Origin of the sequence: Burkholderia sp. Ap-955 (genome assembly GCF_011753045.1) — a bacterium.
Taxonomy (GTDB): domain Bacteria; phylum Pseudomonadota; class Gammaproteobacteria; order Burkholderiales; family Burkholderiaceae; genus Burkholderia; species Burkholderia lata_D.
The window spans coordinates 1-25501 of record NZ_VWWH01000098.1; the positions used below are offsets into that span (position 1 = coordinate 1).

The 25501-nt window shown below is 68.2% G+C and carries 23 protein-coding genes and 2 pseudogenes; 6 read left to right on the forward strand and 19 right to left on the reverse strand.

Annotated elements, in window-relative coordinates; genetic code table 11:
* The 4 genes and pseudogenes from F3J15_RS31760 to F3J15_RS31775 all read left to right on the forward strand — a co-directional run.
* Positions 1 to 245 (forward strand): annotated as a pseudogene (locus F3J15_RS31760) (putrescine ABC transporter permease PotI); the annotation flags it as partial.
* Between the two features lie 116 nt (positions 246 to 361).
* Entirely contained in the window at positions 362 to 1939 is a 1578-nt protein-coding gene (locus F3J15_RS31765) for a DUF3138 family protein (protein ID WP_089446577.1), read from the forward strand.
* Between the two features lie 111 nt (positions 1940 to 2050).
* The gene (locus tag F3J15_RS31770) at positions 2051 to 3355 is read left to right on the forward strand and encodes an FAD-binding oxidoreductase (RefSeq protein ID WP_166896163.1); all 1305 of its coding nucleotides are present in this window, start codon (positions 2051 to 2053) and stop codon (positions 3353 to 3355) included.
* A gap of 25 nt (positions 3356 to 3380) precedes the next feature.
* Positions 3381 to 4682, forward strand: a complete 1302-nt coding sequence (locus tag F3J15_RS31775; protein WP_166896165.1) for an FAD-binding oxidoreductase — start codon at positions 3381 to 3383, stop codon at positions 4680 to 4682.
* A gap of 76 nt (positions 4683 to 4758) precedes the next feature.
* Here F3J15_RS31775 and gor read toward each other — a convergent pair whose 3' ends face one another.
* From gor to F3J15_RS31805, 6 genes are all read right to left on the reverse strand, one after another.
* Positions 4759 to 6117 (reverse strand): glutathione-disulfide reductase, encoded by a 1359-nt coding sequence (gor, locus tag F3J15_RS31780; protein WP_166896167.1) that lies wholly within the window; start codon positions 6115 to 6117, stop codon positions 4759 to 4761.
* Positions 6118 to 6361: 244 nt separating this feature from the next.
* A complete protein-coding gene (locus F3J15_RS31785) occupies positions 6362 to 6592 on the reverse strand; it encodes a hypothetical protein (protein WP_069249385.1) in 231 nt (76 codons plus the stop codon).
* Between the two features lie 374 nt (positions 6593 to 6966).
* Positions 6967 to 8088, reverse strand: coding sequence for a porin (locus tag F3J15_RS31790; protein WP_039369128.1), 1122 nt, complete (start codon positions 8086 to 8088; stop codon positions 6967 to 6969).
* 406 nt (positions 8089 to 8494) lie between these two features.
* Positions 8495 to 9241, reverse strand: a complete 747-nt coding sequence (locus F3J15_RS31795; protein WP_166896169.1) for a YoaK family protein — start codon at positions 9239 to 9241, stop codon at positions 8495 to 8497.
* Between the two features lie 57 nt (positions 9242 to 9298).
* Positions 9299 to 9826: a chromate transporter gene (locus F3J15_RS31800; RefSeq protein WP_043184629.1), complete on the reverse strand. Its 528-nt coding sequence runs from the start codon at positions 9824 to 9826 to the stop codon at positions 9299 to 9301.
* Positions 9823 to 10461 (reverse strand): chromate transporter, encoded by a 639-nt coding sequence (locus F3J15_RS31805; protein WP_166896171.1) that lies wholly within the window; start codon positions 10459 to 10461, stop codon positions 9823 to 9825. Before F3J15_RS31805 ends, F3J15_RS31800 begins: the two co-directional genes overlap by 4 nt.
* A 96-nt stretch (positions 10462 to 10557) precedes the next feature.
* Here F3J15_RS31805 and F3J15_RS31810 point away from each other — a divergent pair, with 96 nt between their 5' ends.
* The gene (locus F3J15_RS31810; RefSeq protein ID WP_069249062.1) at positions 10558 to 11442 is read left to right on the forward strand and encodes a transcriptional regulator GcvA; all 885 of its coding nucleotides are present in this window, start codon (positions 10558 to 10560) and stop codon (positions 11440 to 11442) included.
* 58 nt (positions 11443 to 11500) lie between these two features.
* Here the strand turns inward: F3J15_RS31810 and F3J15_RS31815 are convergent, their stop codons facing one another.
* The 13 genes from F3J15_RS31815 to flgB all read right to left on the reverse strand — a co-directional run bounded on the left by F3J15_RS31815 (position 11501) and on the right by flgB (position 25023).
* Entirely contained in the window at positions 11501 to 12808 is a 1308-nt protein-coding gene (locus F3J15_RS31815) for a solute carrier family 23 protein (RefSeq protein ID WP_046544247.1), read from the reverse strand.
* A gap of 277 nt (positions 12809 to 13085) precedes the next feature.
* Positions 13086 to 14327, reverse strand: coding sequence for a flagellar hook-associated protein FlgL (flgL, locus tag F3J15_RS31820; protein ID WP_166896173.1), 1242 nt, complete (start codon positions 14325 to 14327; stop codon positions 13086 to 13088).
* 22 nt (positions 14328 to 14349) lie between these two features.
* Positions 14350 to 16335, reverse strand: coding sequence for a flagellar hook-associated protein FlgK (gene flgK, locus F3J15_RS31825; RefSeq protein WP_166896175.1), 1986 nt, complete (start codon positions 16333 to 16335; stop codon positions 14350 to 14352).
* 195 nt (positions 16336 to 16530) lie between these two features.
* Positions 16531 to 17286: a flagellar brake protein gene (locus tag F3J15_RS31830; RefSeq protein WP_069249066.1), complete on the reverse strand. Its 756-nt coding sequence runs from the start codon at positions 17284 to 17286 to the stop codon at positions 16531 to 16533.
* A 219-nt stretch (positions 17287 to 17505) separates the two neighbouring features.
* Positions 17506 to 18489 carry a flagellar assembly peptidoglycan hydrolase FlgJ gene (gene flgJ, locus F3J15_RS31835; RefSeq protein ID WP_166896177.1) on the reverse strand — a complete coding sequence of 328 codons (984 nt, stop codon included), beginning with the start codon at positions 18487 to 18489 and terminating at the stop codon, positions 17506 to 17508.
* Entirely contained in the window at positions 18490 to 19680 is a 1191-nt protein-coding gene (locus F3J15_RS31840) for a flagellar basal body P-ring protein FlgI (RefSeq protein ID WP_205191089.1), read from the reverse strand.
* Positions 19680 to 20372 (reverse strand): flagellar basal body L-ring protein FlgH, encoded by a 693-nt coding sequence (gene flgH, locus F3J15_RS31845; RefSeq protein ID WP_069249068.1) that lies wholly within the window; start codon positions 20370 to 20372, stop codon positions 19680 to 19682. The genes F3J15_RS31840 and flgH overlap by 1 nt, the downstream gene beginning before the upstream one ends.
* Positions 20373 to 20392: 20 nt before the next feature.
* Complete coding sequence (gene flgG, locus F3J15_RS31850; RefSeq protein WP_089426514.1) at positions 20393 to 21181, reverse strand: flagellar basal-body rod protein FlgG; 789 nt, start codon at positions 21179 to 21181, stop codon at positions 20393 to 20395.
* A 34-nt stretch (positions 21182 to 21215) separates the two neighbouring features.
* Positions 21216 to 21974 carry a flagellar basal-body rod protein FlgF gene (gene flgF, locus F3J15_RS31855; RefSeq protein ID WP_089446587.1) on the reverse strand — a complete coding sequence of 253 codons (759 nt, stop codon included), beginning with the start codon at positions 21972 to 21974 and terminating at the stop codon, positions 21216 to 21218.
* Positions 21975 to 21993: 19 nt separating this feature from the next.
* Complete coding sequence (gene flgE, locus F3J15_RS31860) at positions 21994 to 23235, reverse strand: flagellar hook protein FlgE (protein ID WP_089446588.1); 1242 nt, start codon at positions 23233 to 23235, stop codon at positions 21994 to 21996.
* A gap of 33 nt (positions 23236 to 23268) precedes the next feature.
* Positions 23269 to 24015 carry a flagellar hook assembly protein FlgD gene (locus F3J15_RS31865; protein ID WP_089446589.1) on the reverse strand — a complete coding sequence of 249 codons (747 nt, stop codon included), beginning with the start codon at positions 24013 to 24015 and terminating at the stop codon, positions 23269 to 23271.
* 53 nt (positions 24016 to 24068) lie between these two features.
* Positions 24069 to 24494 (reverse strand): flagellar basal body rod protein FlgC, encoded by a 426-nt coding sequence (gene flgC, locus F3J15_RS31870; protein WP_011353470.1) that lies wholly within the window; start codon positions 24492 to 24494, stop codon positions 24069 to 24071.
* A 40-nt stretch (positions 24495 to 24534) separates the two neighbouring features.
* Positions 24535 to 25023 carry a flagellar basal body rod protein FlgB gene (gene flgB / locus F3J15_RS31875; protein ID WP_069249073.1) on the reverse strand — a complete coding sequence of 163 codons (489 nt, stop codon included), beginning with the start codon at positions 25021 to 25023 and terminating at the stop codon, positions 24535 to 24537.
* Positions 25024 to 25227: 204 nt separating this feature from the next.
* On the opposite strand from flgB, the pseudogene F3J15_RS31880 reads away from it, so the two are divergent.
* Positions 25228 to 25501: pseudogene (locus tag F3J15_RS31880) on the forward strand (flagellar biosynthesis protein FlgA); the annotation flags it as partial.

A 25501-nucleotide genomic window follows, 5' to 3' on the forward strand; every position in this document is an offset into this window, starting at 1 on the left:
TGCTGTCGTTCACGCTGTCGATCGACGACCTGGTGCTGTCGGCGTTCCTGTCCGGGCCGGGCTCGACGACGCTGCCGCTGGTGGTGTTCTCGCGCGTGCGGCTGGGGCTGAACCCGGAGATGAACGCGCTGGCGACGCTGTTCATCACGGCGGTGACGATCGGCGTGATCGTCGTGAACCGGATGATGATCGCGCGCGAGCGGCGCCGCATCGCCGACATGAAGGCGGCGTTCGCGGTGGCGTGACGCATCGCCTCCCGTTCCCAAGATAACAAGCACTGCAGACAAGCAAGACGCGCCGCCCCAGGGGGGGCGCGCGATTCGATTCCGATTTGACAGGCACACGACAAGGAGAATCCGCAATGAAGAAGAAACTGATCTGCCTGCTGGTGGCCGGCGCGTTACCGGGCATCGCGCTGGCCGACTCGACATCCGCCGAGATCAAGGCGCTGCAGGCGCAGGTCGCGGCGCTGCAGAAACAGATGAAGGCGATGCAGGCGCAACTGTCGGCGAAGGGCGGCACCGCGACCGCCCAGGCCGGCACGAAGGCGGGGGCCGGCGCCGCGCCGGCCGCCGTGGCCGTCGACCCGGGCTCGCCGGACTACGGCAAGGCGCAGGCCACGCTGACCAACGACGAGGTCGGCGAAATGAAGCAGCAGATCGCGAACCAGCAGCTGAAGGTCGACTCGCTGACGGACGCGGCCAACACGGGCCCGCTGGCCGGCCTGTCGGTGACGGGCTACATCGACCCGACCTACATATACAACCGCGCGGCCGGCACGTCGTCGTTCCTGTTCGCGAACCACGAGAACGCGTACAACTACTTCAACAGCACGTTCGGCGATCTCTACCTCGACATCAAGAAGACGTTCGGCGTCGGCCCGATGGCGCCGTCGGCGGAAATCACGCTGATGCCGAACCGCGGCAACGGCATCACGCTGCTGCAGAACTCGCGCGGCTCGATCACCGACAACCTGCTGAACACCGCGGTCATCAACGTGCCGATCACCGCCGAAACGACGCTGGTCGCCGGCCTGATCCCGAGCTTCGGCGGCTACGAGGTGCAGCAGTCGAACCAGATGCTCACGCTCACGCACAACCTGCTGTACGATTTCTCGGATCCGGGCAGCTACGTCGGGATCGGCGCGAACTACACGAAGGGCAACTGGGCGTGGAAGTTCTTCCTCGGCAACGAGCAGTACCGCACGTACGGTTCGGTCACGACGACGGGCACCAACGCGCTCGGCGATCCGATCACCACCAGCAACAAGGTGCCGACCTTCACCGCACGCGCGGACTACACGTGGTCGAGTGCGCTCGATCTCGGCGGTTCCTTCAACATCGGCCGCCAGACGCTCGCCAGCGCGATCGATGCGAACGGCGTCGTCCACTATGGCCCGGGCGGAGCGGCACCGAGCGGCTACGGTTCGTTCTTCTTCGGTGAACTCGACGCGACCTACACGCTCGCCGACATTCAGTACAACGCGGAAGTCGACTACGGCCGTCAGCAGCATGCGGCGTTCAACGGCGGGCTCGCGCAATGGTACGGCCTGTCGCTGCTCGCGCACCGCAAGTTCAACGCGCCGGTGGTCGGCCGCATGGGCGTGACGCTGCGCTACGACCTGCTCGCCAACTCGAAGAACGGCGGCGGCGGTGGCGGCATCGCGCTGAACGGCAACGGGATGGATCCGAGCAACGGCTTCGGCGTCGACGCGGACTGCCTCGCGATGTCGAAGGCCGGTGGCGGCCTGGGCTTCGAGTGCAAGGGGGCCGTGCGCCAGGATGTCGCGCTCGACCTGCTGTTCTATCCGACCCAGCAGATCACCGTGAAGGTCGAATACCGCCACGACTGGGCGAACAACAAGGTGTTCCTGCGCAACGACGGATCGTATGGCAAGTCCAACGACCTGCTCGCGACGCAGTTCATCTATTCGTTCTGATGCAGCCCGCGCGGGACGCCGTGCCGCGCGCACGGCGTCCCGCGCCGTTTTTACCGGCCGGATGACGGTTCGCGATGCACCGCCGCCGGCTGCAACAAGGGAGTCGGATTCATGACGCAGTCTTTCACCCGCCGCGCCGACGCGCTCGCGCGCGACTCGTACTACGAAGCGACGGCCGTGCGCCCCGCCGTGGACGACCCGGCGCTCGACGGGACGATCGACGTCGACGTCTGCGTGATCGGCGCCGGCTTCGCGGGCCTGTCGACGGCGCTCGACTGCCGCGCACGTGGGCTGTCCGTCGCGGTGATCGACGCACACTGGCCCGGCTGGGGCGCGTCGGGCCGCAACGGCGGCCAGGCGATCACCGGCTTCGCGAAGGACGAGGAAGTCGAGCGGCAGCTCGGCGCCGACGGCGCGCGCGCCGCGTGGTCGCTGTCGCTCGACGGCGTCGCGCTGATCGCCGAGCGGATCGCGCGTTACGGGATCGACTGCGACTTCACGCGCGGCTACCTGACGGTCGCGACGAAACCGCGCCGCATCGACGACCTGCACGCGTGGATGGACGCCGCGACCCAGCGCTGGGGCCATCCGTCGCTGTCGTGGCTCGACACCGGCGAGATCCGCGCGCGCATCGCATCGACGCGCTATCTCGCAGGCGTCTACGATCCGCTGTCGGGCCACCTGCATCCGCTCAAGTACTGCCTCGGCCTCGCCGATGCCGCGCGGCGCGAAGGCGTCGCGTTGTACGCGAACACGCCCGCGCTCGACATCGTGCGCGGCGAGCGGCCCATCGTGCGCACGCCAACGGGCGACGTGCGCTGCCGCTTCGTCGTGTCGTGCTGCAACGCGGGCCCCGGCGGCGTGCTGCCGGCCGCGACGGCCGCCCGCATCGCACCGATCGCGTCGTATATCATCGCGACCGAGCCGCTCGGCCAGGCGCGCGCCGACGCGCTGATCGCGCAGCGCGAAGCCGTGTGCGACAACAACTTCTTCCTCGACTATTTCCGGCTGTCGGCCGACCACCGGATGCTGTTCGGCGGCCGCGCGAATTCGGCCGGCGCGTCGCCCGCCACACTCGCCGAAACGATCCGGTGCCGCATGGTCGGCGTGTTCCCGCAGCTCGGCGACGTGCGCGTCGACCATGCGTGGGGCGGCTTCGTCGACGTCACGCGCAACCGCGCGCCGGATTTTGGCGCACTCGATCCGAACTTCTTCTACGTCCAGGGCTTCAGTGGCCACGGCGTCGCACTCACCGGCATCGCCGGACGCGCGGTCGCCGGCGCGATCGCGGGCGACACGCGCGCGTTCGACCTGTTCGCGCGCATGCGTCACCGCCGCTTCCCCGGCGGCGACGCGTGGCGGCAACCCGCGCTCGAACTCGGGATGCTGTACCACCGCGTGCGCGAACTGTTCTGAGCCCACTTTCACCGTTCTCCTGACCATGCAGACATTCGCCAACCAGCCGCACGCCGCGTCCTACTACGCGGCGACCGCCAACGATACGACCCGCCACGCGCCGCTCGCCGGCACGATCGATGCCGACGTGTGCGTGATCGGCGCGGGCCTCACGGGCCTGTCCGCCGCGCTCAACCTCGCCGAGCGTGGCCATTCGGTGACCGTGCTCGAAGCGTCGCGGGTCGGATGGGCGGCGAGCGGCCGCAACGGCGGCCAGCTGATCGGCGGGTTCGCGTGCGACATCGACACGTTCGGGCAATTCATGCCGGAAGGCGACGTGAAGCGCATCTGGGACATGGGGCTCGAAACGTTGTCGCTCGTGAAGTCGCGCATCGCACAGCACGACATCGACTGCGCGCTGGTGCCCGGCTATCTCACCGCCGCGAACACCGAGCGCGATGCCGACGGGCTGAAGCGCTGGCGCGACGAAGCCGCGAAGCGCTTCGGCTACGACCGCTTCCACTTCGTCGAAGCCGACGAACTCGGTGACTACGTGCAGTCCGAGCGCTATTGCGGCGGCCTGTACGACCCGGACAGCGGCCACCTGCATCCGCTCAACTACACGCTCGGCCTCGCCCGCGCGGCGACCGAGGCGGGCGTGCGCATCCACGAGGACAGTTGCGTGACGCGCGTGCGCGACGTCACGGGCGGACATGTGGTCGAGACGAGCGGCGGCAACGTGCGCGCGCGCTTCGTCGTGCTCGCGTGCAATACCTTCGTCGGCACGCTCGCGCCCGCGCTGTCGAAGAAGATCATGCCGGTCGGCACCTACGTGATCGCGACCGAGCCGCTCGGCGACGCGCGCGCCGCCGCGCTGATGCCCGCACGCGCGGCAATCTGCGACAGCCGTTTCGTGCTCGACTATTTCCGGCCGGCGCCCGACACGCGGCTCGTGTGGGGCGGTAAGGTCAGCTATTCGACGCGGGAGCCGCGCGATCTCGCGGCGGCGATGCGCGCGGACATGCTGAAGACGTTCCCGCAGTTGGCGGACGTGAAGGTCGATTACGCGTGGGGCGGCTTCGTCGACATCACGATGAACCGCGCGCCGCACTTCGGCCGCATCGCGCCGACGATGTATTTCGCGCAGGGGTTCTCGGGGCACGGCGTGAACACGACCGCGCTCGCGGGCAAGCTGATCGCCGAGGCGATCAACGGACAGGCGAGCCGCTTCGATCTGTTCGACAAGATACGCCATCGCGACTTCCCCGGCGGCGAGGCATTGCGCACGCCGGCGCTGGTGCTCGCGATGAGCTGGTACCGGCTGCTCGACGCGTTCGGCGTGCATTGAGCGGCGGCCACCTCAACGAGAAACGGCCGCGCCGACACGCAGCCGTTCGTTTGCCGCCGTGCGCTGACGCGCCCCGCTAATCCGCCACCTTCTGCCGCATCGTCACGAACTCCTCGGCCGCGGTCGGGTGAATGCCGATCGTGTCGTCGAACTGCGCCTTCGTCGCGCCCGCGCGAATCGCGATCGCGATGCCCTGGATGATTTCGCCCGCATCGCGGCCGACCATGTGCGCGCCGACCACGCGCTGGCTGTCGCGCGCGACGACCAGCTTCATCAGCGTGCGCTCGTCGCGGCCCGACAGCGTATGACGCAGCGCCTTGAACGATGTGCGGTAGATATCGACGTCGCCGTCGTACAGGTCGCGCGCGGTCGCCTCCGTGAGCCCGACCGTCGCGACCTCGGGCTGGCTGAACACCGCCGACGGCACCCATTCGTGATCGGCCGCGACGCGCGACCCGCCGAACAGCGTGCGGGCGAGCAGCCCGCCGTCGCGCGTCGCGACCGGCGTGAGCTGCGGCCGCGACGTGACGTCGCCGATCGCGTGGATCGACGGCACCGACGTCGCCGAATACGCATCGACGGCGATCGCGCCACGCGCGTCGAGCATCACGCCCGCCTGCTCGAGCCCGAGGCCGTCGACGTTCGGCACGCGGCCGGTCGCATAAAGCACCTGGTCGTACGGCCCGTGCCGCGCAGCGCCGACGCGCACGCTCAGCGTGCCGTCGTCCGCGCGCTCGATCGACTCGACCACCGAGCGTCCATGGATCGTGACACCCTGTTTCGTCATCTCGTCGGTCAGGAACTGGCGCACGTCGTCGTCGAAGCCGCGCAGGATCTTCTCGCCGCGATAGAACAGGTCGACGTGGCTGCCGAAGCCGTTGAAGATGCCCGCGAACTCGACCGCGATATAGCCGCCGCCGACCACCGCGATGCGTTGGGGCAGCGCGGCAAGCGACAGCGCCTCGCGCGACGTGATCGCATGCTCGATGCCGGGCCGCGCCGGCATCGACGGACGCGAGCCGGTCGCGATCGCGATGTGGCGCGCGCGGATCGTGCGTTCGCCGATCGCGACCGTATGCGCATCGACGAGCGTCGCGCGCCCCGCGTGCATCTCGACGCCCGATTGCCGCAGCAGGTTGATGTAGATATCGCTGAGCCGGTTGATCTCGCGATCCTTCGCGGCGATCAGCGCGGGCCAGTCGAGCGTGCCGGCGCCGAAGGTCCAGCCGAAGCCCTTCGCGTCCTCGACTTCATGCGGGTAGTGCGATGCGTAGACGAGCAGCTTCTTCGGAATGCAGCCGCGCAGCACGCAGGTGCCGCCGATCTGCTCTTCTTCCGCTATGCCGACTCGCGCGCCGTATGACGCGGACATGCGTGCGAGCCGCACGCCGCCCGAGCCGGCGCCGATGACGAACAGGTCGTAGTCGAAATCCATCGCATTCCCTCATCGCAGTTCGGATGAAGGCACGATAGCAAGATTCCGGCATTCTTGCGGCGCACGGTGCAGCCCGGCGCGCGCCCAATAAAAAACGGCGAGAGACGTTGCCTCTCGCCGGTCAAACCAGCCGCCGGGTGTGTCATGCGTCACCGATCGACCGCATGCCCGACCTGCCGGCTGCGCGGCACCGGTCCGCCCGGGCGCGCGAAGGGCGCGCCCACGGCCGGACCAGCCGCCATGCTCATGCCTGCGACGTGTCGCTGCCGTCCGTCGCCTGCGTGTCGTCTGCAGCCTGTTCGGGCTGGTCTTCCTTCTTCTTCTCGAGCATGCCTTCGATCGCTTCCGCACCCTTGAAGCCGGCGACGGCAGCGGCCGCCTTGGTCAGCAGGCCCGCATCCGGATCCAGCTTTTCCGCGCCTTCGACAGCGGCGACCGCGCCAGCGATTTCACCCACGGTGTTCAGGATACCCATCGTCATCCCCTTTCAAGAAAATCGTGAGCGCATCGTCCCACGAAAAAAAACCGGCGGACCGCGATTGTCATCACCGGATACACAAGTTACGCACCAGGCCGGCCGCACTCGCCGAGCGCAACCGGAACGACGCACGCGCGCGCCAGGCGGCACGCAACGGGCGATGCACGCAGCGTAGCGGAAAGCCGTCGCGCGCACTGTAAAAGTATGTTCTGGATTGCCGACGAAACCCTTACGGCGCGGGGGTCTCGTGATGAAGCATTCGCCGAATAGTCGTGCGCGCGCATGAAGGTCGCGTGACGAAAAAAAGAGGCGCCTCGCGGCGCCCCTTCGATACAGGCCGGACGAAGCCGGCCCATGCGTTCCGACGTTCGTCAGAAGATATTGCGCAGGCCGATCGCGATGCCGGTCTGGTTGCTGCGACCCGGCAGTTCGACGTTCGCCGCGCCGTTCGTCTTGTTGAAGTCGACGGTGCCGTAGACTTCCGTGCGCTTGCTGAGCGCGTACTCAGCGATGCCGACGATCGCGTAGCGGTTGCCGCTCGCGAGCGTGCCGTTGGTGGTCATCGCATTGCGCATGTGGTCGTAGTAGAACGCGCCCGTCAGCGTCAGCGGCGCGCTGACCTGCCAGCTCACGCCCGCGAACGGACCGTCGTCGATCCGGCCGGTGCCCTTCGCGACCGGAATCGTCTGCTGTGCGAGCAGGCTGTCGACGAAGCCCGTGTCGTCCTTCGAGCGCAGGTAGCCCGCGTAGATCTTCGCCTTGCTGAACGCATACACGACGTTCGCGTGGTAGATCGTCTGCTTGCGCGCCGAGTTGTCGCTGTTCTGCTGCGCGCCGGCCGCGATGCTGAGCGGGCCCATCACGTACGACAGCGACACGCCCCACGCATTGCCCTTGCCGAGCGAACCCGGGATCTGGCCCGAGAAGCCGCCCGCGCCGGTCGATTCGTAGTTGGTGCCGGTCGAGTACATCGCTTTCGCGGTCAGGCCTTCGAACTTGCCCGTGTACTTGATCTGGTTGTCCGCATACAGGCCGCCGCCGAGTGCGACCGGCAGCCACGCGTTTTCGAGGTAGTTACCGACCGTCAGCGGATCGTAGGTATCCGACAGCAGGTCGAACAGCGGGGTCTTCTGACGGCCGAGGGTCACCGTGCCGTACGGGCTCTGCAGGCCGACGTACGCTGCGCGGTTGAACAGGCGGCCGCTGTCGGCGAAGGCGCCGTTCTGCAGGTTCACGCCGCTCTCGAGGTTGAACACGGCCTTCAGGCCGCCGCCGAGGTCTTCCGTGCCGTAGATGCCGAAGCGGCTGTTCGTAATCGCGCCGTTGGTCATCGACAGCAGGCCGTCGTTCTTGGCGTTGGCGTTGGTCAGGTAACGGATGCTGGCGTCGGCGACGCCCCAGAGCGTGACCGAGCTTTGTGCGGCCGCGTACTGGCTGGCAAATGCGAGCGCGGCGCCCCCTGCGATGGCTGCGAGTCGGGTGGTCTGCTTCATGAGCTTTCCTTTTTGTAGGTGTCTCCATTCATGGCCGGCCGCGTGCGCTGCCGGGTGGCGATCGCTCACGTTCTTGGCGCGCGCGATGTGGGCTGAATCATATGACGACTGCAATCGCTGAAAGAAATTGAAATGCGCGGCAATCGCGCGATTGTCGTCCGGGAACAACGGTTCGCGCGGCGGGCCCGCGCGGCGCGCCGCGGCAAGGTTCGGCGATGGCGCGACGCGGTCACGCCGATCGTGGCGAAATGGTCGGCGCGATCGGTGCAGCGGGTTACGGGTTGCGGGTTACGGGTTACGGGTTGCGGGTTGCGGGTTGCGGGTTGCGGGTTGCGGGTTGCGGGTTGCGGGTTGCGGGTTGCGGGTTGCGGGTTGCGGGTTGCGGGTTGCGGGTTGCGGGTTGCCGTCAGGCCGTTTGCGTCGCCCCGTCGCTGCCGTCGCCCGCGTCGTCGTTACTGCCCTCGCCGCCCGCACCGCCGTTCCCCGCGCGGCGCCACGCACGCCGCACGATTTCCGCGAACGCGCCAACGAGCAGCAGCACGGCGCCCCACAGCGCGACCTCCGGCACGAGCCGCGTGACGAGGCCGCCGACCACCGCCCCGGCCAGGAAGCAGAAGCTGATCGTCGCGAGCAGCGCCGAGTCGTGCAGCGCACCCGCGTCGCAGCGCGGGATCAGCCCGACGAACAGCTTCTGCGCGGCGCGCCGCAGGTTGCCGGTGGTCATCACCGACGTGTACGACAGCGCCTCGAGATGCGTGAACGACAGCGTCTGCAGCGTCGCGACGAACGAGATGCCCGGAATCAGCCACGCACTCGACACGCCGACGAGGCCGCTCGCGGCGACGCCGAGAAAGGCGATCTCGACGAGCAGGCTCGCGAACGCCGTGTGCTTCATCCAGCCGCGCTGCGCGGCAAGCCCGAGCAGGTGCGCCACGAACACCGCGATCGTGAAGCCGACGAGCGGCGGCACGTGATGCAGCGCGGCGGCCCACTCGCCGGCCGACAGGTTGATGCCGAGCAGCGCGACGTTGCCGGTCATCGTGTTCGCGAACACGTGGCCGTGGCCGACATACGTGTACGCGTCGAGGTAGCCGCCGGACAGCGTCAGCAACGCGGCGACAGTGAGATTGCGGCTGGCGCCGTCGAGATCCATCGAGCCTCCCGTGAAGATTCGCGCCAGTATGGCGCACGGGCGGTCAAAGTGCGCCGCTCACTGCCCGATGCCCGTCAGGCCAATCAGCGCGCCGCCCGCGAGCAGCCACAGCGGATGGATGCGCGTGCGCCACGCGAGCACCGCGCACGCGGCCGTGATGCCCCACTGGATCGCAGTGCGGTTCGATGCCTCGGAGATCAGCACCGCGCTCGCCGCGACGAGCCCGGCGGTGACCGGCATCATCCCCTGCTGCACGTAGCGGCGCCACGGCCGGTCGCGAAAGCGCTCCCACGCATGCAGCGCGAGCACGGTGACGATCGACGACGGCCCGAACTTCGCGAGCGACGCGACCAGCAGCCCGCTCCAGCCGGCCACGTGCCAGCCGACCAGCGACACGATCATCATGTTCGGCCCGGGCGCGGCCTGGGCCAGCGCGAACAGCGCGGTGAACTCGTGCGCGCTCATCCAGTGATGGACGTCGACGACCTGCCGCTGCATCTCCGGCAGGATCGTGTTGCCGCCGCCGAACGCGAGCAGCGACAACTGGCTGAAGATCGTCGCGATGGCGATCAGCGTGTCGTTCATGGCCGGTCTCCTCGCTGCGTGTCGCGCGCCGCGGCCGGCGCCGGCTGCGGCGTGCCCGCGTCGCGGCGCCGCGACGCGAGCCAGATGCTGACCGGCGTCAGCACGAGCATCGCGGTCAGCAGCGGAATGCGCAGCACCGCGATCGCGACGAACGCGAGCGCCGCGATGCCGGCCGCCGCGCGCGCATGCCGCAGCGGCTTCAAGACCTTCACGGCCATCGCGACGAGCAGCCCGGCTGCCGCCGCGGCGAGCCCCGCGAACAGGTGCTGCACGCGCGGATCGTTCTGCGTCTTCGCGTACAGCACGCCGAGCGCGACGACGACGAGCGTCGGGCCCGCGATCAGCCCGAGAATGCCGGCGAACGCGCCGGCGATGCCGCGAAAGCGCATGCCGACGGCCACCGACAGGTTGATCACGTTGCCGCCCGGCAGGAACTGGCACAGCCCGAGCAGATCGGTGAATTCGTCGGCGGAGAGCCACTTGCGCTCTTCGACGATGGTGCGCCGCGCGAACGGCAGCGCGCCGCCGAACGACATGAGGCCAAGCGACAGGAAACCGGTGAACAGCTCGGCGAGGCCGACGCTGCGGGGTGAGGCGGCCGGCGGCGGGGCGGCCGGCGGAGAAGCGGATTGCATGGGGTTCCTTATCAAACGGTGACCCGAGGTTACCGCCGTTCGGAATACCGGCAAAACGATTTTATCGGCGCGCCCTTGTGATCTAGAATCACAAGCATGGCACGCGATCTCCCGCCCTTTTCCGCGCTTCGGGCCTTTGAAGCCGCGGCACGACATGAAAGCTTCAGCGCCGCCGGCGACGAGCTGCATGTGACTCACGGTGCCATCAGCCGGCAGATCGCCGGGTTCGAGGCCTGGCTCGGCAAGCCGGTGTTCCACCGCTACGGCAAGCGCGTGAAGCTCACCGACGAAGGCCGCCGCTATCTGGACACCGTGCGCGCGGCGTTCGACAGCATCGCGCTCGCGACCGAGCAGTTGCGCAACACGGGCGCGGCACGCGTGCTGCGCATCAATGCGCTGCCGACCTTCGCGATGAAATGGCTGCTGCCGCGCCTGTCGCGGTTCCAGCGCGACGTGCCGAACGTCGAGCTGAAGCTGTCGACGTCGAACGCGCCGCTCGACACGCTCGACGGCTTCGATGTCGCGATCCGCCGCGGCCCCGGCCACTGGCCGAACTGCACGAGCGGCCACTTCCTCGACGAAAGCGTGATTCCGGTCTGCAGCCCCGCGCTGCTCAAGCGCGCGCCGATCGCGCGCGCGGACGATCTCGCGCGCCATGTGCTGCTGCATTCGGATACGCGGCCGGAAGGCTGGCGCGACTGGTTCGCGGCGGCCGGCGTGGCGATGAAGGGGCGCAAGCGACAGTCGTTCGACCACTTCTACCTGGCACTGCAGGCGGCTGTCGACGGCCTGGGCGTCGCGCTCGGCCCGTTGCCGCTGATCGACGACGAACTCGCGAGCGGCCGGCTGGTGATGCCGCTGGAGGGGCCGCGCATCGCAACGCGCAGCTACTGGTGGATCGCGCCGCGCGCGCCGGCGGACGATCCGCTCGTCGCGCAGTTCTGCGCGTGGCTGCAGACGCAGTCGAACGTCGGCGCGTAGCGCCTCGACGTTCGACGCAAAAGACGACGCGGGCGGCAGGACGCCGCCCGCCGGAAGCTCAGACCACCGGGCCCGGTTCCTTTTCCTTGCGCAGGATCGCGTACAGGATGATCGCGCCGAACGTCGCGGTGCCGATCCCGCCGAGCCCGAAGCCGCCGATCTTCAGCGAGAAGTCGCCGGCGCCGAGCACCAGCGTGACGGCCGCGACGATCAGGTTGCGGTTGTCGGAGAAGTCGACCTTGTTGACGACCCAGATCCGCGCGCCCGTCACCGCGATCAGCCCGAACACGACGATCGACACGCCGCCCAGCACCGGGCCCGGAATCGTCTGGATCACCGCGCCGAACTTCGGCGAGAAGCCGAGCACGATCGCGATCACCGCGGCGACCGCGAACACGAGCGTCGAGTAGATCCGCGTGACGGCCATCACGCCGATGTTCTCCGCGTAGGTCGTCACGCCCGTGCCGCCGACGCTGCCCGACACGATCGTCGCGAGCCCGTCGCCAATGAACGCGCGGCCCACGTAGCGATCGAGGCTGGTGCCCGTCATCGCGCTGACGGCCTTGATGTGGCCGAGGTTTTCCGCGACCAGGATCACCGCGATCGGCGCGAGCATCAGCATCGCGTGCGGATCGAACACCGGCGCGCGGAAGCTCGGCACCCCGAACCAGGCCGCCTGCCCGACGATCGAGAAATCGATCGGCTTGCCGAGCCCCATCCCGTTGGTCGCGACCGCGTAGATCGCGTAGGCGATCACCAGCCCGACCAGGATCAGCAGGCGCTGCACCATGCCGCGCGAGAACACCGCGACGCCGCCGACGCACAGCACCGTGACCAGCGCCATCACCGATTCGAAGGTCGACCCGGACACGCCCTTGACCGCGATCGGCGCGAGGTTCAGCCCGATCACCGCGACCACCGCGCCGGTCACGACGGGCGGCATCAGCGTCTCGATCCAGCGCGTGCCGATCGCCTGCACCAGCAGGCCGAGCGCGACGTACACGACGCCGCACGCGACGATCCCGCCGAGCGCGACCGGAATGTTCGGGTTCGGGCCGCTGCCTCCGTAGCCGGTCACCGCGATCACGAGGCCGATGAACGCAAAGCTCGAGCCGAGGTAGCTCGGCACGCGGCCGCCGACCAGCACGAAGAACAGCAGCGTGCCGATGCCCGACATGAAGATGCACAGGTTCGGGTCGAAGCCCATCAGCAGCGGCGCGAGCACGGTCGAGCCGAACATCGCGACGACGTGCTGCACGCCCATCGCGACCATCTGCGGCCACGCGAGGCGCTCGTCGGGGCCGACCACGCGCGAGGCCGCGCCGGTCGATTGCACCCGCCAGCGCGGGAAGTAGGAATCGGACATGGGGGAAAAGGGCTCCTGTCGGTCGCCGGCTGCGGAGGATGCGCCGGTCTGGAATCTGGCGCGAGTTTACGGAGCGGAAATGGGGCTGGCAAGCAGGCTGAAAAGCGGGCCGCCGAGCGGGGCCAGCGTGCACGATGCGCGGCTTGCCGCATGTGCGAAACGGGGCACGATGGTGCGGCCCGGTGAAGCGCCCGCCCGGACGGGGACACGCGCGGGCGGCGACCGACGCCGGCCGCGACGCAAGCGGGCGCTCACATCGCGGCCGGCGCGGCTTGCATCAGGGGTTGATGTACTGGAACAGCGACAGGTTCTGCAACTGCGCGTACGCCTTCTGCGAGCCGGTCAGCGCGTTCTGCATCTGCAGGAACTGGCTGATCGTCGTCACCATGTTGGTGCTCGTCAGGTCGGACAGGTTGCTGGTGACCTGCAGCGACGCGGTCTGGTTAACGGCCTGCATTGCCTTGACTTCCTGCTCGCGGCCACCGACCGATGCCTGAATCGTCGTGACGTTGCGCATCGTGTTGCCAAGCTTGGTCGAGCCGGTCATCAGCGCGTTCTTCAGCGCCGCGGTCGCCACCGCGTTGCCCGTCACGGGCGTCTTCAGCGCCGCGATCATCGCGTCGAGCGTCGAGAACACGTCCGAGCCGCCGCTCGCCTGCGGCGCCGGCTCGACAGCAAACTTGTCGCCGGCGGACGGCGTGCCCGACACCGCCACCGTCATTCCGCTGCCGAGCGAGATCGCCGCGCCCGACGAATAGGCCTGCGCCGGCGTGGTGGTCGGCGGGGTGACCGAGTTGTCGGTCACGGTGTAGGTCGGCGCGGCGGCCGTGCCGCCAAATGTGATCAAGAACTGATGGCCGTTCGTCGCGATCGCCGGGTTCGTCACCGTGACCGCGCCGATCGTGCCGGTGCCCGTGTTGCCCGCGCCGGCCGACGGCACCGGCGAGCTGCCGATCGCCTGCACCGACATGAAGACGGCCGCGCCCGAGTCGCCTTGCGACACGGTGCTCGAATCGGCGATCTGCACCTGGCGCGTGCCGGTGTCGCCGACATAGGCGACGCTGCCGCTCGCCGTCGTCGAAAACGGCGCCGCCGAATTCTTCGTGCCGGCGAACAGGTAGTTGCCCGCGCCGTCGTTGGTGTTCGCGAGCGTCATCAACTGGTCGCGGTAACCCTGCAGCTGCGTGGCGAGCGCCGAGCGGTCGCTGTCGGACATCGAACCGTCGCCGGCGCGCACGAGCAGCGACTGCGTGTTCGTCAGCACGGTGCTCACGTTCTGCAGCGTCTGGTCCTCGGCCTGCAGCGACGCGAGCGCCGCGTTCTGGTTGGTCGCGTACTGCGACAGCGTCGCCGACGTCATCGACAGCTGCACGGCCTGCGCCGCGCCGGCCGGATTGTCCGCCGCCGTCTGCAGGCTCACACCGCTCGAGATCTGCTGATACAGCTGCGCAAGCTGGGTCTGCTGATCGTTCATTTGTGAAACGTTCAGCTGGAAGAACTGGGCGCTGGAAATCCGCATCGCTTCTATCCTTCGAATCCGGTCAATTGAACAGGCCGAGCACGGTCTGGAACAGCGTCGCCGCCGTCTGGATCACCTTCGCGTTCGCCTGGTAGAACTGCTGGTACTGCATCAGGTTGGCCGCTTCCTCGTTCGTGTTCACGCCCGACACCGACTGCTGGGACTGGGTGATCTGGCCGATCAGCCCGGTCTGCGCGGCGCTCGACGATTTCAGCTGGGTCGTCGTGTTGCCGATGCCGTTCACGTAGCTCGCATACGCGCCCGTGAGCGTCATCGTGCCGTTGCCGAACGCCTTCGCGTTGACCAGCTTCGACAGCGCGAGCGCATTGGAGCCGTCGCTGGTGCCGCCCGCATACGGCCCGATCGTGAACGAGTCGCCGGTCGCCGGTGCGCCGGACAGCGTGACGCTCACGCCGTTGAGCGCGCCCGCGGCCGTTCCCGACATCGTCATCGTCGCACCGGCCGCCGGATCGTACGGGACGGTGTCCGTCGGGGTTTTGATCGTGACCGACGTCGGCGGCGTGGTGCCGATCGTCACCGTGGTGCCGACCGGGAAACCCGTCAGCGTCTTCGCCGTCGCGTCATAGGTCAGCTTGGTCGTCGGCACTTGGTAGCCCGCGGTGACGCCGCCCAGCGTGATCTTGCCCGTGCCGGTGTTGGTGCTCGCCGCCGACGTGACGGCCGGCGATGCTGCCGCGATCGCCAACGCGCTCGTCGTGGCGAGGCCGAAGCCGTTCAGCGCGCCGCGCGTCGGCAGCACGGTGAACTTGTCACCCGGCTGCATCTGCGTGCTGGTCGCGGTCGAGAAATTCAGCCCGCCGAGCGAAACCGGCATCGGCCCCGCCTTCTGGTCGACCACCGCGCCGCTCGCGCGGTCGGTCAGCGTGTAGTTCGCGCCGTCGAACGACAGCGTGTAGTCGCTCGTCGTCGGCTGCGACGCGTTCGCGAACGACACGGACAGCGACGCGTTGCCGGTATTGCCCTGGTTCGCGTACACGGTCGGCGACGGCGTCGAGAACAGGTTGCCGCCCTTGTTGCCCGACAGGTCGATGCCAAGCGCGTTCTGCGCGTTGACCTGCGCGGCGAAGCTGGTCGCGATCGCGCCGAGCTGGGCCTGTGCGGGGTCGAGCGTCTGGCTGCGGAACGCGAGCAGGCCGCCGAGCGTGCCGCCCGACAGCGACGAATCGGGCAACGCCTGGTTCGGCCCCTGCGGCTTCGCGCCGGCGATCCCCTGCGACACGACGGTCAGTTCGCTCGGATCCGACGGCGACGTGACGGCCGCAAGCTGGTAGCTCTTGTCGGCGACGACGAGCGGTTGGCCACCCGACATGAACACGCTGTAACCGCTGTCGTTGCGCACGACCTGGATACCGGCCAGGCCCGACAGGTTCGACACCGCGAGGTCGCGCTGGTCCAGCAGCTGGTTCGGCGGCTGCCCCTGGCTGCTCGCCGCCGCGATCTGCTGGTTCAGCTGCGCGATCTGCGCGGTGTACGTGTTGATCTGCGACACGGTGCTGGTGAGCTGCGTGTTCACGCTCTGGCGCAGCGCGTCGTACTGCTGGCCGGCCGCGTTGAGCTGGTTGGCCAGCGTCTGCGCGTTGCTGATCGCGGTCTGCCGCACCGACGGGTCGGACGCATTGTTCGCGACGTTCTGCAGCCCGGTGAAGTAGCTCGTGATCCCGGTCGAGATCCCCGCCGTCGGGCTGCCGATGTAATTGTTCAGTTGCGCGACGAGCGTGTACCACGTCGACAGCGCGCCACCCTGCGTCTGCGCGGTGTTCAGCTGGTCGCTCAGGTACTGGCTGTACTGCCGCTGCACGGTGACAGTGTTCACGCCTTGCGGCATGTAACCGCTGCCCGAGTATTGGCTGCTCGCTTCCGCATACACGGGCCGCTGGACCGAATAGCCGGGCGTCGCCGCGTTGCTGATGTTGTTGCTGGTCGTCGTGAGGCCCCAGAGCGCGGCATTCAGGCCGCTGACGCCGAGGTTCATGAGTGTGTTGGACATGCGCGATCCTGATGAGCCGGCCGCGCGTCGCGGCCGCCGGGTTGCGTGACTCCCGGTATAACGGCCGCCGATCGAAAAAATTGAGGGAAAAAATGCACGCGCGACGCGCACGTGCGCGTCGCCGGTTCAGGCGTGCGGCCGAGGGTGCCGCAAACGTCGTGTGGGCCGCCCCGGGTGGGGCCGGCCGCTTGCGCGTCAGGCCCGCGCGAGCGAGCGGCGCTTCATCTCGAGCTGCGTGATCAGCCGCTGCAGCGTGTTCTCCGCGCTGCCCGGCAGCGACATGTAGCGGAAGCCGAGCTGGTAGCGCCGCGACCCGTTCGGCATCTGCGTCGAACGCTGCGACACGAGCTGCAGGTCGAGCGACAGCTTGCCGTGGCCGGTCAGCGTGAGCTCGACGTCGGGCAGCAGCGTGCCGACCTCGAGCGCCTCGACGCGCTCGTCGGCCGTGCGCAGCCCCACGCCGCCGAGCGACAGGTTATGCACCTCGAATACGAAGCTTTCGCCGTCCGGGAGCTTGCCGCGGCACAGGAACGGATCGACGATCGGCGCATCGACGCGGAAATATTCGCGGCGCTGGATGCACATCAGCACGTCGGGGAAATCGGCGACGAACGCGGGCAGCCCCTCGTAGCGCGTCTCGCGCGGCGTGCCCGTGGAGAATTCGACGCGCACGCCCTCCGGCGCGGCCGCGAACGTGCAGTGCGACGCGCCGAGGATGCCGGCGTTCTGCTCCGACAGCGCACCCCAGTCGAACGTAAACGTCCGCGCGCCGACATCCACCTCGAGCAGGCGCGTGACGAGCTGGCCGCCCGGGTACTGGACGGTCAGGAAATCGCCGCGATTGACGAGGTTGCGCAGCTGCACGCCGATTTCCAGTGGATTGCGGCGGGCATAGTCGGGCCCGGAGTGGCCTGCATCCAGGCTGGGGTCCGTCGACGTTTCGATATTCATGGCTAGCCGGTCATTCTTGTCATGGGCGCCCGGGCAACCGGTGCGCAATAAAACCGGGCCAGAACGGGGCCCGGTCGCAGGTCTCTCACACTTAGCGGCAGTGCTGACCGAAAGTTTAGATCGAATTGGGGATTTTTTTCGCGCAAACGTTGAAACCGCGCGCGGCGGGCTGCCGGGCGCGGTCCAGAGGGGTGCAACAGGCAGTCGCCGACGGGGCCGTCAGCCGATCTGCTGCATGATCGAGATCAGCTTTTTCGCGTAATTCGGGTCGGTCGCGTAGCCGGCCTTCTGCATCCCGTGCGCGAAGCCTTCGACGCTGCGGCTCGCGCTCAGCACGCCCGAGTAGCGCGGGTTGTTCTTCAGCAGGTTCGCGTAATCGGTCATCGCGTGCTCGTACGAATCGTACGCACGGAATTTCGCGACCACGCGGCGCGGCGTGCCGTTCACGTATTCCGTGGTCAGCGCCGACACCGTGCGGCCGGTCCAGCCCTTGGTCGCCTTGATGCCGAACACGTTGTAGCTCGTCGAGCCGTCGGTCGCGCGGATCTCGCGCTTGCCCCAGCCCGATTCGAGCGCGGCCTGGCCGACGATGAAGCGTGCCGGAATGCCGGTCGACGCGCTGGCCGCCTGCGCGGGGGCCGCGAGCCGGTCGACGAACGCGTCGGCATCCTGCACGCCGCTCGCGCCCTTCAGCGGCGGCGTCAGCGCGCTGCCGGCCGAGTAGCCGCGCGTGCCGGCGAGCCCGCCGTTGTTGGCCGCGTTCGCGTAGGCCTTCGCCATCGCGTTCATCGCGGCGAGACCGCCTTCGTTGCCGGACGCGCCGAAGCCGTCCGCGCCCAGCCCGGCCGCGCCGACGTCGGCCGCCGTTTCGCTGCCCGCGCCCTGCCCCGCATTGCGCAGCAACTGCTTCATCAGCGCATCGGCCACGCCGATCCCGCGCGTCGACATCTGCTGCGCGAGCTGCTGGTCGAGCATCGACGTGTACATCTTCGACGTATGCGAATCGAACAGCCCGCCGTCGGGCGACGCGTCGCGCATGCTCTTGAGCATCATCTGCGTGAACATCGCGTCGAACTGGCCGGCGACCGCCTTCGCGCCGGCCCGCGGCGATTGCTTCGCCTGCTCGCGCAGGGCGTCGAAACCCTGCACGTCGAGCGCAAAGCGCTGCGTGAGGTCGTTCGCGTTCGGGAGACTGGCTGCCATTTAGATGATCTCCAGGTCGGCGCGCAGCGCGCCGGCGGCCTTCATCGCCTGCAGGATCGACATCAGGTCCGCGGGCGTCGCGCCGAGCGTGTTCAGCGCCTTCACGACGTCGGCGAGATTCGCGCCGGCCGTCACCATTTTCAGCGCGCCGTTGTCCTGCTTCAGCTGGATCTGCGACTGCTGCGCCACCACCGTCTGCCCGTTCGAGAACGGCCCCGGCTGCGACACCACCGGCTGCGTGTTGACGACGACCGACAGGTTGCCGTGCGCGACCGCGCAGCTCTGCAGCGTGACCATCTGGTTCATCACGATCGAGCCGGTGCGCGCGTTCAGGATCACCTTCGCCGCCGCCTTGTCCGGGCTGACGTCGAGGTTCTGCAGCCGCGCCATGAACGCGACCTGCTGCGCCGAATCGGCCGGCGCGGCGAGCTGGATCGTGCGCCCGTCGAGCGCCGTCGCGGTGCCCGGGCCGAAGCTCGAGTTGACCGCGGACACGATCCGCTGCGCGGTGCCGTAGTCCATGTCGTTCAGTTGCAGCTGCAGCACGCCGTTCATCTGCGCGATCGCGTTCGGCACCGAACGCTCGACGATCGCACCGCCGACGATCCGGCCGGCCGCGAGCTGGTTCACCTGCACGCGGCTGCCGTTCGCGCTGGCGCCGGCACCGCCGACCGCCATGTTGCCCTGCGCGAGCGCATAGACCTGGCCGTCCGCGCCTTTCAGCGGCGTCAGCAGCAGCGTGCCGCCGCGCAGGCTCTTCGCGTTGCCGAGCGACGACACGGTGACGTCGAGCGCCTCGCCCGGCCGCGCGAACGGCGGCAGCGTGGCGGTCACCATCACGGCCGCGACGTTCTTCAGCTGCATGTTGCTCAGCTGCGACGCGCCGCCGTTGGCCGACCCGTTGTTGATCGAGATGCCGAGGTTCGCGAGCATGTTCGCGAGCGTCTGCGTCGTGAACGGCGTCTGCATCGTCTGGTCACCCGTGCCGTCGAGGCCGACGACGAGGCCATAGCCGATCAGCGGGTTGTCGCGCACGCCCTGGATCTGCGCGAGATCCTTCAGGCGTTCCGCGTGCGCGGGCGCCGCGCCGAATACGCACGCCGCGGCCACGGCCGCGAACGCGACGGCGAGCCGCGCGGCGGCATGCGCGCGGGCCGGGAAGCGGGCGAGAAGCGTCTTCTGCATCGTCATCACCACGGCGCGATGTTGAGGAAGAAGCGCTGCAGCCAGCCCATCGTCTCGGCTTCGTTTATGTAGCCCTTCGACGAGTATTCGATCTTCGCGTCGGCGACCTGCGTCGAATAGACCGAGTTCGCGCCCGAGATCGTGTTCGGGTTCACGACACCCGAGAAGCGCACGAATTCGTTGCCCTGGTTGATCAGCATCTGCTTCTCGCCGCTGACCACGAGGTTGCCGTTCGGCAGCACGTTGGTGACGGTCACCGTGATCGTGCCGTTGAACGTGTTCGCCGCGCTGGCGCCGCCGGTCGCCGCGAACTTGTTGTTGCCGGCGGCCGACAGGTTCGCCTTCGCGAACAGCCCGCCTAGGAAGCCGGCCGTCGGCACGTTGAAGTCGGTATTGCCCTGCCGGTTCGTGTTCGCACCCGACGACTTGGTCGCGTTGATGTTCTCCGCGATCATGATCGTCAGGATGTCGCCGACGTTGCGCGGACGCTGATCCTCGAAGAGCGGCCGCCCCGCGTAGCCGGGGTTGTAGATCGAGCCGGGCGCCTGCATCGACATCGGCGTCGGCGGCTGCGCCGTCATCGGCTGCTGGATGATCGGATCGCGTGGAATCTGCGCGCAACCGGCGGCGAACGCCGCCACCGCGACCGCGCATGCGGCGCGGACGGTGGCTGACGGGAGGAGGCGAACCTGCTTCATGGCGACGACGGGTGTTCCGGTTAGCTCTTCATCTGCGTGACGGTCTGCAGCATCTGGTCGGACGTCGTCACGGCCTTGCTGTTGATCTCGTAGGCACGCTGCGTCTGGATCATGTTGACGAGCTCCTGCACGACGTTCACGTTCGACGCTTCGACGTAGTTCTGGTTGAGCGTGCCCGCGCCGTTCAGGCCCGGTTGCGACACGTTCGGCGCGCCCGACGACGTCGTCTCGGAGAACAGGTTCTCGCCGCGCGCTTCGAGGCCGGCCGGGTTGATGAAGGTCGCGACCTGCAGCGAGCCGATCTGCACCGAATTGGTCGAGCCCGCCTGCGTGACCGTCACGACGCCGTCCTTGCCGATGGTCAGCGACGTCGCGTTCTGCGGGATCGTGATCGCCGGCAGGACCTGGTAGCCGCTCGACGTGACGAGCTGGCCCTGCGCGTTGGTCTGGAACGCGCCGTCGCGCGTGTAGGCGTTCGTGCCGTCCGGCATCACCACCTGGAAGAAGCCGGCGCCGTTGATCGCGACGTCCTTCGCGTTGCCGGTCTGCGTGAGGCCGCCCTGCGTATACCGGCGCTCGGTCGCGACCTGCTGCACGCCGGTGCCGAGCTGCAGGCCCGACGGCAGTTCCGTCTGCTGCGTCGAGTTCGCGCCCGGCTGGCGGATGGTCTGGTACAGCAGATCCTCGAACACCGCGCGCGACGCCTTGAAGCCGTTCGTGCTGGTGTTCGCGAGGTTGTTCGAAATCACGTCCATCTGCGCTTGCTGCGCATTCATGCCGGTCGCGGCGATGTAGAGCGAACGATTCATTTATCAGGTCTCCTGCGTAGGGTGGCGCGGGCGCTCAGCTGAAATTGAGCAGCTGGTTCGCCGTCTGCTCGTTCTGGTCGGCCGTCTGGATCAGCTTCGACTGCAGCTGGAACGCGCGCGCGTTGTCGATCATCGCGACCATCGCGGTCACCGGGTTGACGTTGCTGCCTTCGAGCGAATTCGGCGTGACGACCACGTTCGGGTCGGCGTCGGCCGGATTGCCGTCGGCGGTACGGAACAGCCCGTCGTTGCCGCGCGTGAGCGTGGCCGGATCGGGGTTCACGAGCTTCATCTGGTCGACGATCGCGACCGCCGTCGGCGGGTCGCCCGGCATCAGCGCGGAAATCGTGCCGTCCTTGCCGATCGTCACTTCCGCGTTCGGGGGCACCGAGATCGGGCCGCCGTTGCCGACCACCGGCAGGTTGCTCGCGTTGACGAGCTGGCCGTTCTCGTCGACGTGCAGGTTGCCGGCGCGCGTGTACGCCTCGCTGCCGTCGGCCGCCTGCACCGCCAGCCAGCCCGCGCCCTGCACGGCGACGTCGAGCGGGTTGCCGGTGCGCGTGATCGGACCCGGCGCGTAGTCGGCGCCGGGCGTCGACGCGAGCACGTAGGTGCGCGTCGTCGTCGGGTCGATGTTGCTGCCGTCGCCGAAATTCATCGGCACCGCGCGATACGTCGCGAGCTGCGCGCGAAAGCCCGTCGTCGACGCGTTCGCGAGGTTGTTCGCGACGATCGCCTGCTGGTCGAGCGACTGCGACGCACCCGTCATCGCCGTGTAGATCAGTCGGTCCATGGCTGCCCGTTATCCGCGCTTACAGGTTGATGAGCGTCTGGTCGACGGTCTGCTGCGTCTTGATCGTCTGCGCGTTCGCCTGGTAGTTGCGCTGCGCGGTGATCAGGTTGACGAGCTGCGACGTGAGGTCGACGTTCGAGTTTTCCAGCGCGCTGCCCTGCAGCTTGCCGTGGTTCGTGCTGCCCGGCGCCGAGATCTGCGGCACGCCCGACGCGGAGCTTTCCGCGTACTGGTTGCCGCCGAGGTTCACCAGCCCGTTCGGGTTGTTGAAGTTCGCGAGCGCGATCTGGCCGAGCACCGCGGTCTGGCCGTTCGAGTAGTTGCCGGTCAGCTTGCCGTCGGCGCCGATCGTGTAGGTCGTCAGCGTGCCGCTCGCGTAGCCGTCCTGCGCGAGGTTGTTCACGCCGTCCTTGCCGCCGTACTGCGTCGTGCCGGTCAGGTCGAGCGTGAGGCTCTGCGGCGTCGCCGAGCCGTCGGTGTTCGGCACCGTGAACTGGAACTGGCCGACCGACGTGGTCGGCGCGGGCGGCGTGCCCGTGGTCGTGCTCTTGATCGCACCCGACGAGTCGAACGTGACCGTGCCGAGATCCGTCGTGGCGCCGCCCTGCACGCCCGCGTACGCTTCCCACGTGCCGGCCGCCGACTTCACGAAGTACATGTTGACCGCCTGCGAACCGCCGAGCGAGTCGTACACCTGGATCGACGTCGAGTAGTTGTAGGTCGTGTTGTCGGACGCGCTGAACGGCGTCTTGGTCGGCACCGTGTCCTGCGAGTTCAGGTTGAACTGCGCGGAGATCTTGGTCGTCGCGGTCGGCGCGATGTTGCTCGTCGGCGCCTGCAGCGGCACGGTCTGCGCGGTGTTGATCACGCCGCCGCCGTTGGCTGCGTAGCCCATCAGGTTGCGGCCCTGCGAGTCGACGATGAAGCCGTTCTTGTCGCGCTGGAACGTGCCGTCGCGCGAGTACGTCGTCACGCCGTTGTTCGACATCTGGAAGAAGCCGTTGCCGTTGATCGCGACGTCGAGCGACGAGCTCGTCGTGTTGATCGTGCCCTGGCCGAAGTTCTGCTGCACCGCGTTCAGCGACGTGCCGATACCGATCTGCGTGTTGGTCGACGTCGCGACCGAGTTCGCGTACATGTCGGCGAACTGCGCGGTGCTCGACTTGAAGCCGACCGTGTTCGCGTTCGCGATGTTGTTGCCGATCACGTCGAGCGCGTTCGATGCACCCGCGAGGCCGCTCAGACCCTGTTGATAACCCATTTCGGTCTCCGTTTCGAGATTGCTCGATCAGTATCAGTTGGAGGTGGTGCCGCTGCCGGACGACGACGCGGTGTTCGGGAAAATCGAGGCGACCTGGGTCAGCCCCACGGTCGTGCCGTTCGACAGCACGAGCCCCGCCGTGCCGTCCGCCTGCTTGATCACGCTCTGCACGGTCGACGCCGCGAGCGTCGTGGCCGGCTGCGGCGTGCCGTTGCTGTCGGTGTACGACGCGCTGACGGTGTACTTGCCGTCCGGCAGTGCGTTGCCCGCCGCGTCGGTCGGCGTCCAGTTGAACGGCACGGTGCCGGCCGACTGCGCGCCCGCGTTGATCGTGTTCACCACGGTGCCCGCCGCGTTCTTCACGGTGATCGTCAGGTTCGACACCGAACTCGCGAGCGACACGCCGAACGGCGACGCCGCGCCGCTCTTCACCGCGACCGCATTGCCCGGCGCGAGCACGTTCGTGCCGATCAGCAGCGCGGCCTGCGTCTGCTGGCCGGCCGTGAGCTGCGAAGACAGCGACGTGAGCGACGTGTTCAGCTGCGCGATGCCGCTCACCGTGTTGATCTGCGCGAGCTGCGACGTCATCTGCGAGCTGTCGACCGGGCTGGTCGGATCCTGGTTCTGCAACTGCGTGACGAGCAGCTTCAGGAACGTCGCCTGCAGGTCGCTCGCCGACGTGCCGTTGGTCGACGACACTTTGTTGGTGTTCATCGTGTCGGTCGGCAGGTTCGACACGTTGGTGCCGTTGCTGCCGATCGTCGTGCTGGAGGAAGTCATCCTGGGTGGCCTTCTGTCGGAACTGTCGGGTCGGTAAGGTCGGTCGGCGCGGCTTACGAGCCGATCGTCAGCGTCTTGAGCATCAGCGTCTTCGCGGTGTTCAGCGTCTCGACGTTGGCCTGGTACGAGCGCGATGCCGAGATCATGTTCACCATCTCCTGCACCGGATCGACGTTCGGCATCTGCACGTAGCCGTTCGAATCGGCGGCCGGGTTCGACGGGTCGTAGGTCGACTTCATCGGCGACGGGTCGTCCATCACCTTCGTCACGCGCACGCCGCCCACGCCCTGGCCGGACGCGGTGCGCGCGCCGCCGATCGGGTCGGTCGCGAACACGACCTGCTTGGCCTTGTACGGCTTGCCGTCGGGGCCGGTCGCGCTGTCGGCGTTCGCGAGGTTCGACGCGGTGACGTTCAGGCGCTGCGACTGCGCGGACAGCGCCGAGCCGGCGACGCCGAAGATGTTCATCAACGAGGGCATGGAAGCTCCTTTTGCTCGGATTCGGAGGCGCTACGCGCCGTCACTGGTTCGACGTGATCGCGGCGATCATCGCCTTGATCTGCTGGGTCATCACGGTCATCCCGGTCTGGTAGTGCAGCGCGTTGTTCGCGAACTGCACGCGCTCGACGTCGAGATCGACCGTGTTGCCGTCGAGCGACGGCTGCAGCGGCATCCGGTATTGCGCACGGCCGTAGTCGTCCGACGGGCCGCCCGTCGGGATCAGCTTCGCGGTGCCGGCCATGTGGCCCGCCGCCGTCGACACCATCGACATCCCGTTCGTCACGCCGGCCGGCTGCGCCATCGGCAGTTGCGCCGCGTTGCTCGGCGCGAGGCCGCCGCCCGCCTGCTTCAGCGAGCGCGCGAGCGTCGACGCGAAATCGACGTCGCGGGCCTGGTAGCCGGGCGTGTCGGAGTTCGCGATGTTCGACGACAGCAGTTCCTGCCGGTAGGCGCGCACGTCCAGCGCCTGTCGGCCGAACGCGAATTCCGCATCGAGTTTGTCCAGCATGTGTGCGTCTCTCCGTATGAAGCGCTGCACGCCCCTCGCGCCGGATGGCGACGCGAGAGGCTTTTTTCCATGACAGCGATGGTAGGCGTCGGACGCAACCGGCAATCGGGCGAATAACGCGGCAAAGGCCCCCTCTATTCATCGTTTGCGCGACCGCCCCGCTCCCTAGAATGCGAAGCGGAGCAACGGATCGGGGATACGGCGATGACTGGCAGCGCACTTCGCGGAAGGAACGGGCGGCTCACGCACGTCCGGCGTGCGTTTGCGCTCGCCGCGGCGCTGTGGATCGCCGCCCCGGCCGCGCACGCGGACGACGCGATGATCGTGATTCCGGGGCGCGGCGAGACGGCCGAAACCGCGCTCGCGCACGCCAATGCGGCGAGCGGCGGGCAGTTCGGCGGGAATGCGGCGATGGCGCCGGCTTCGGGCCTGGCGCCGGACACGGGTCGTGCCGCGAGCGGCGCGGGTGCGGGTGCCG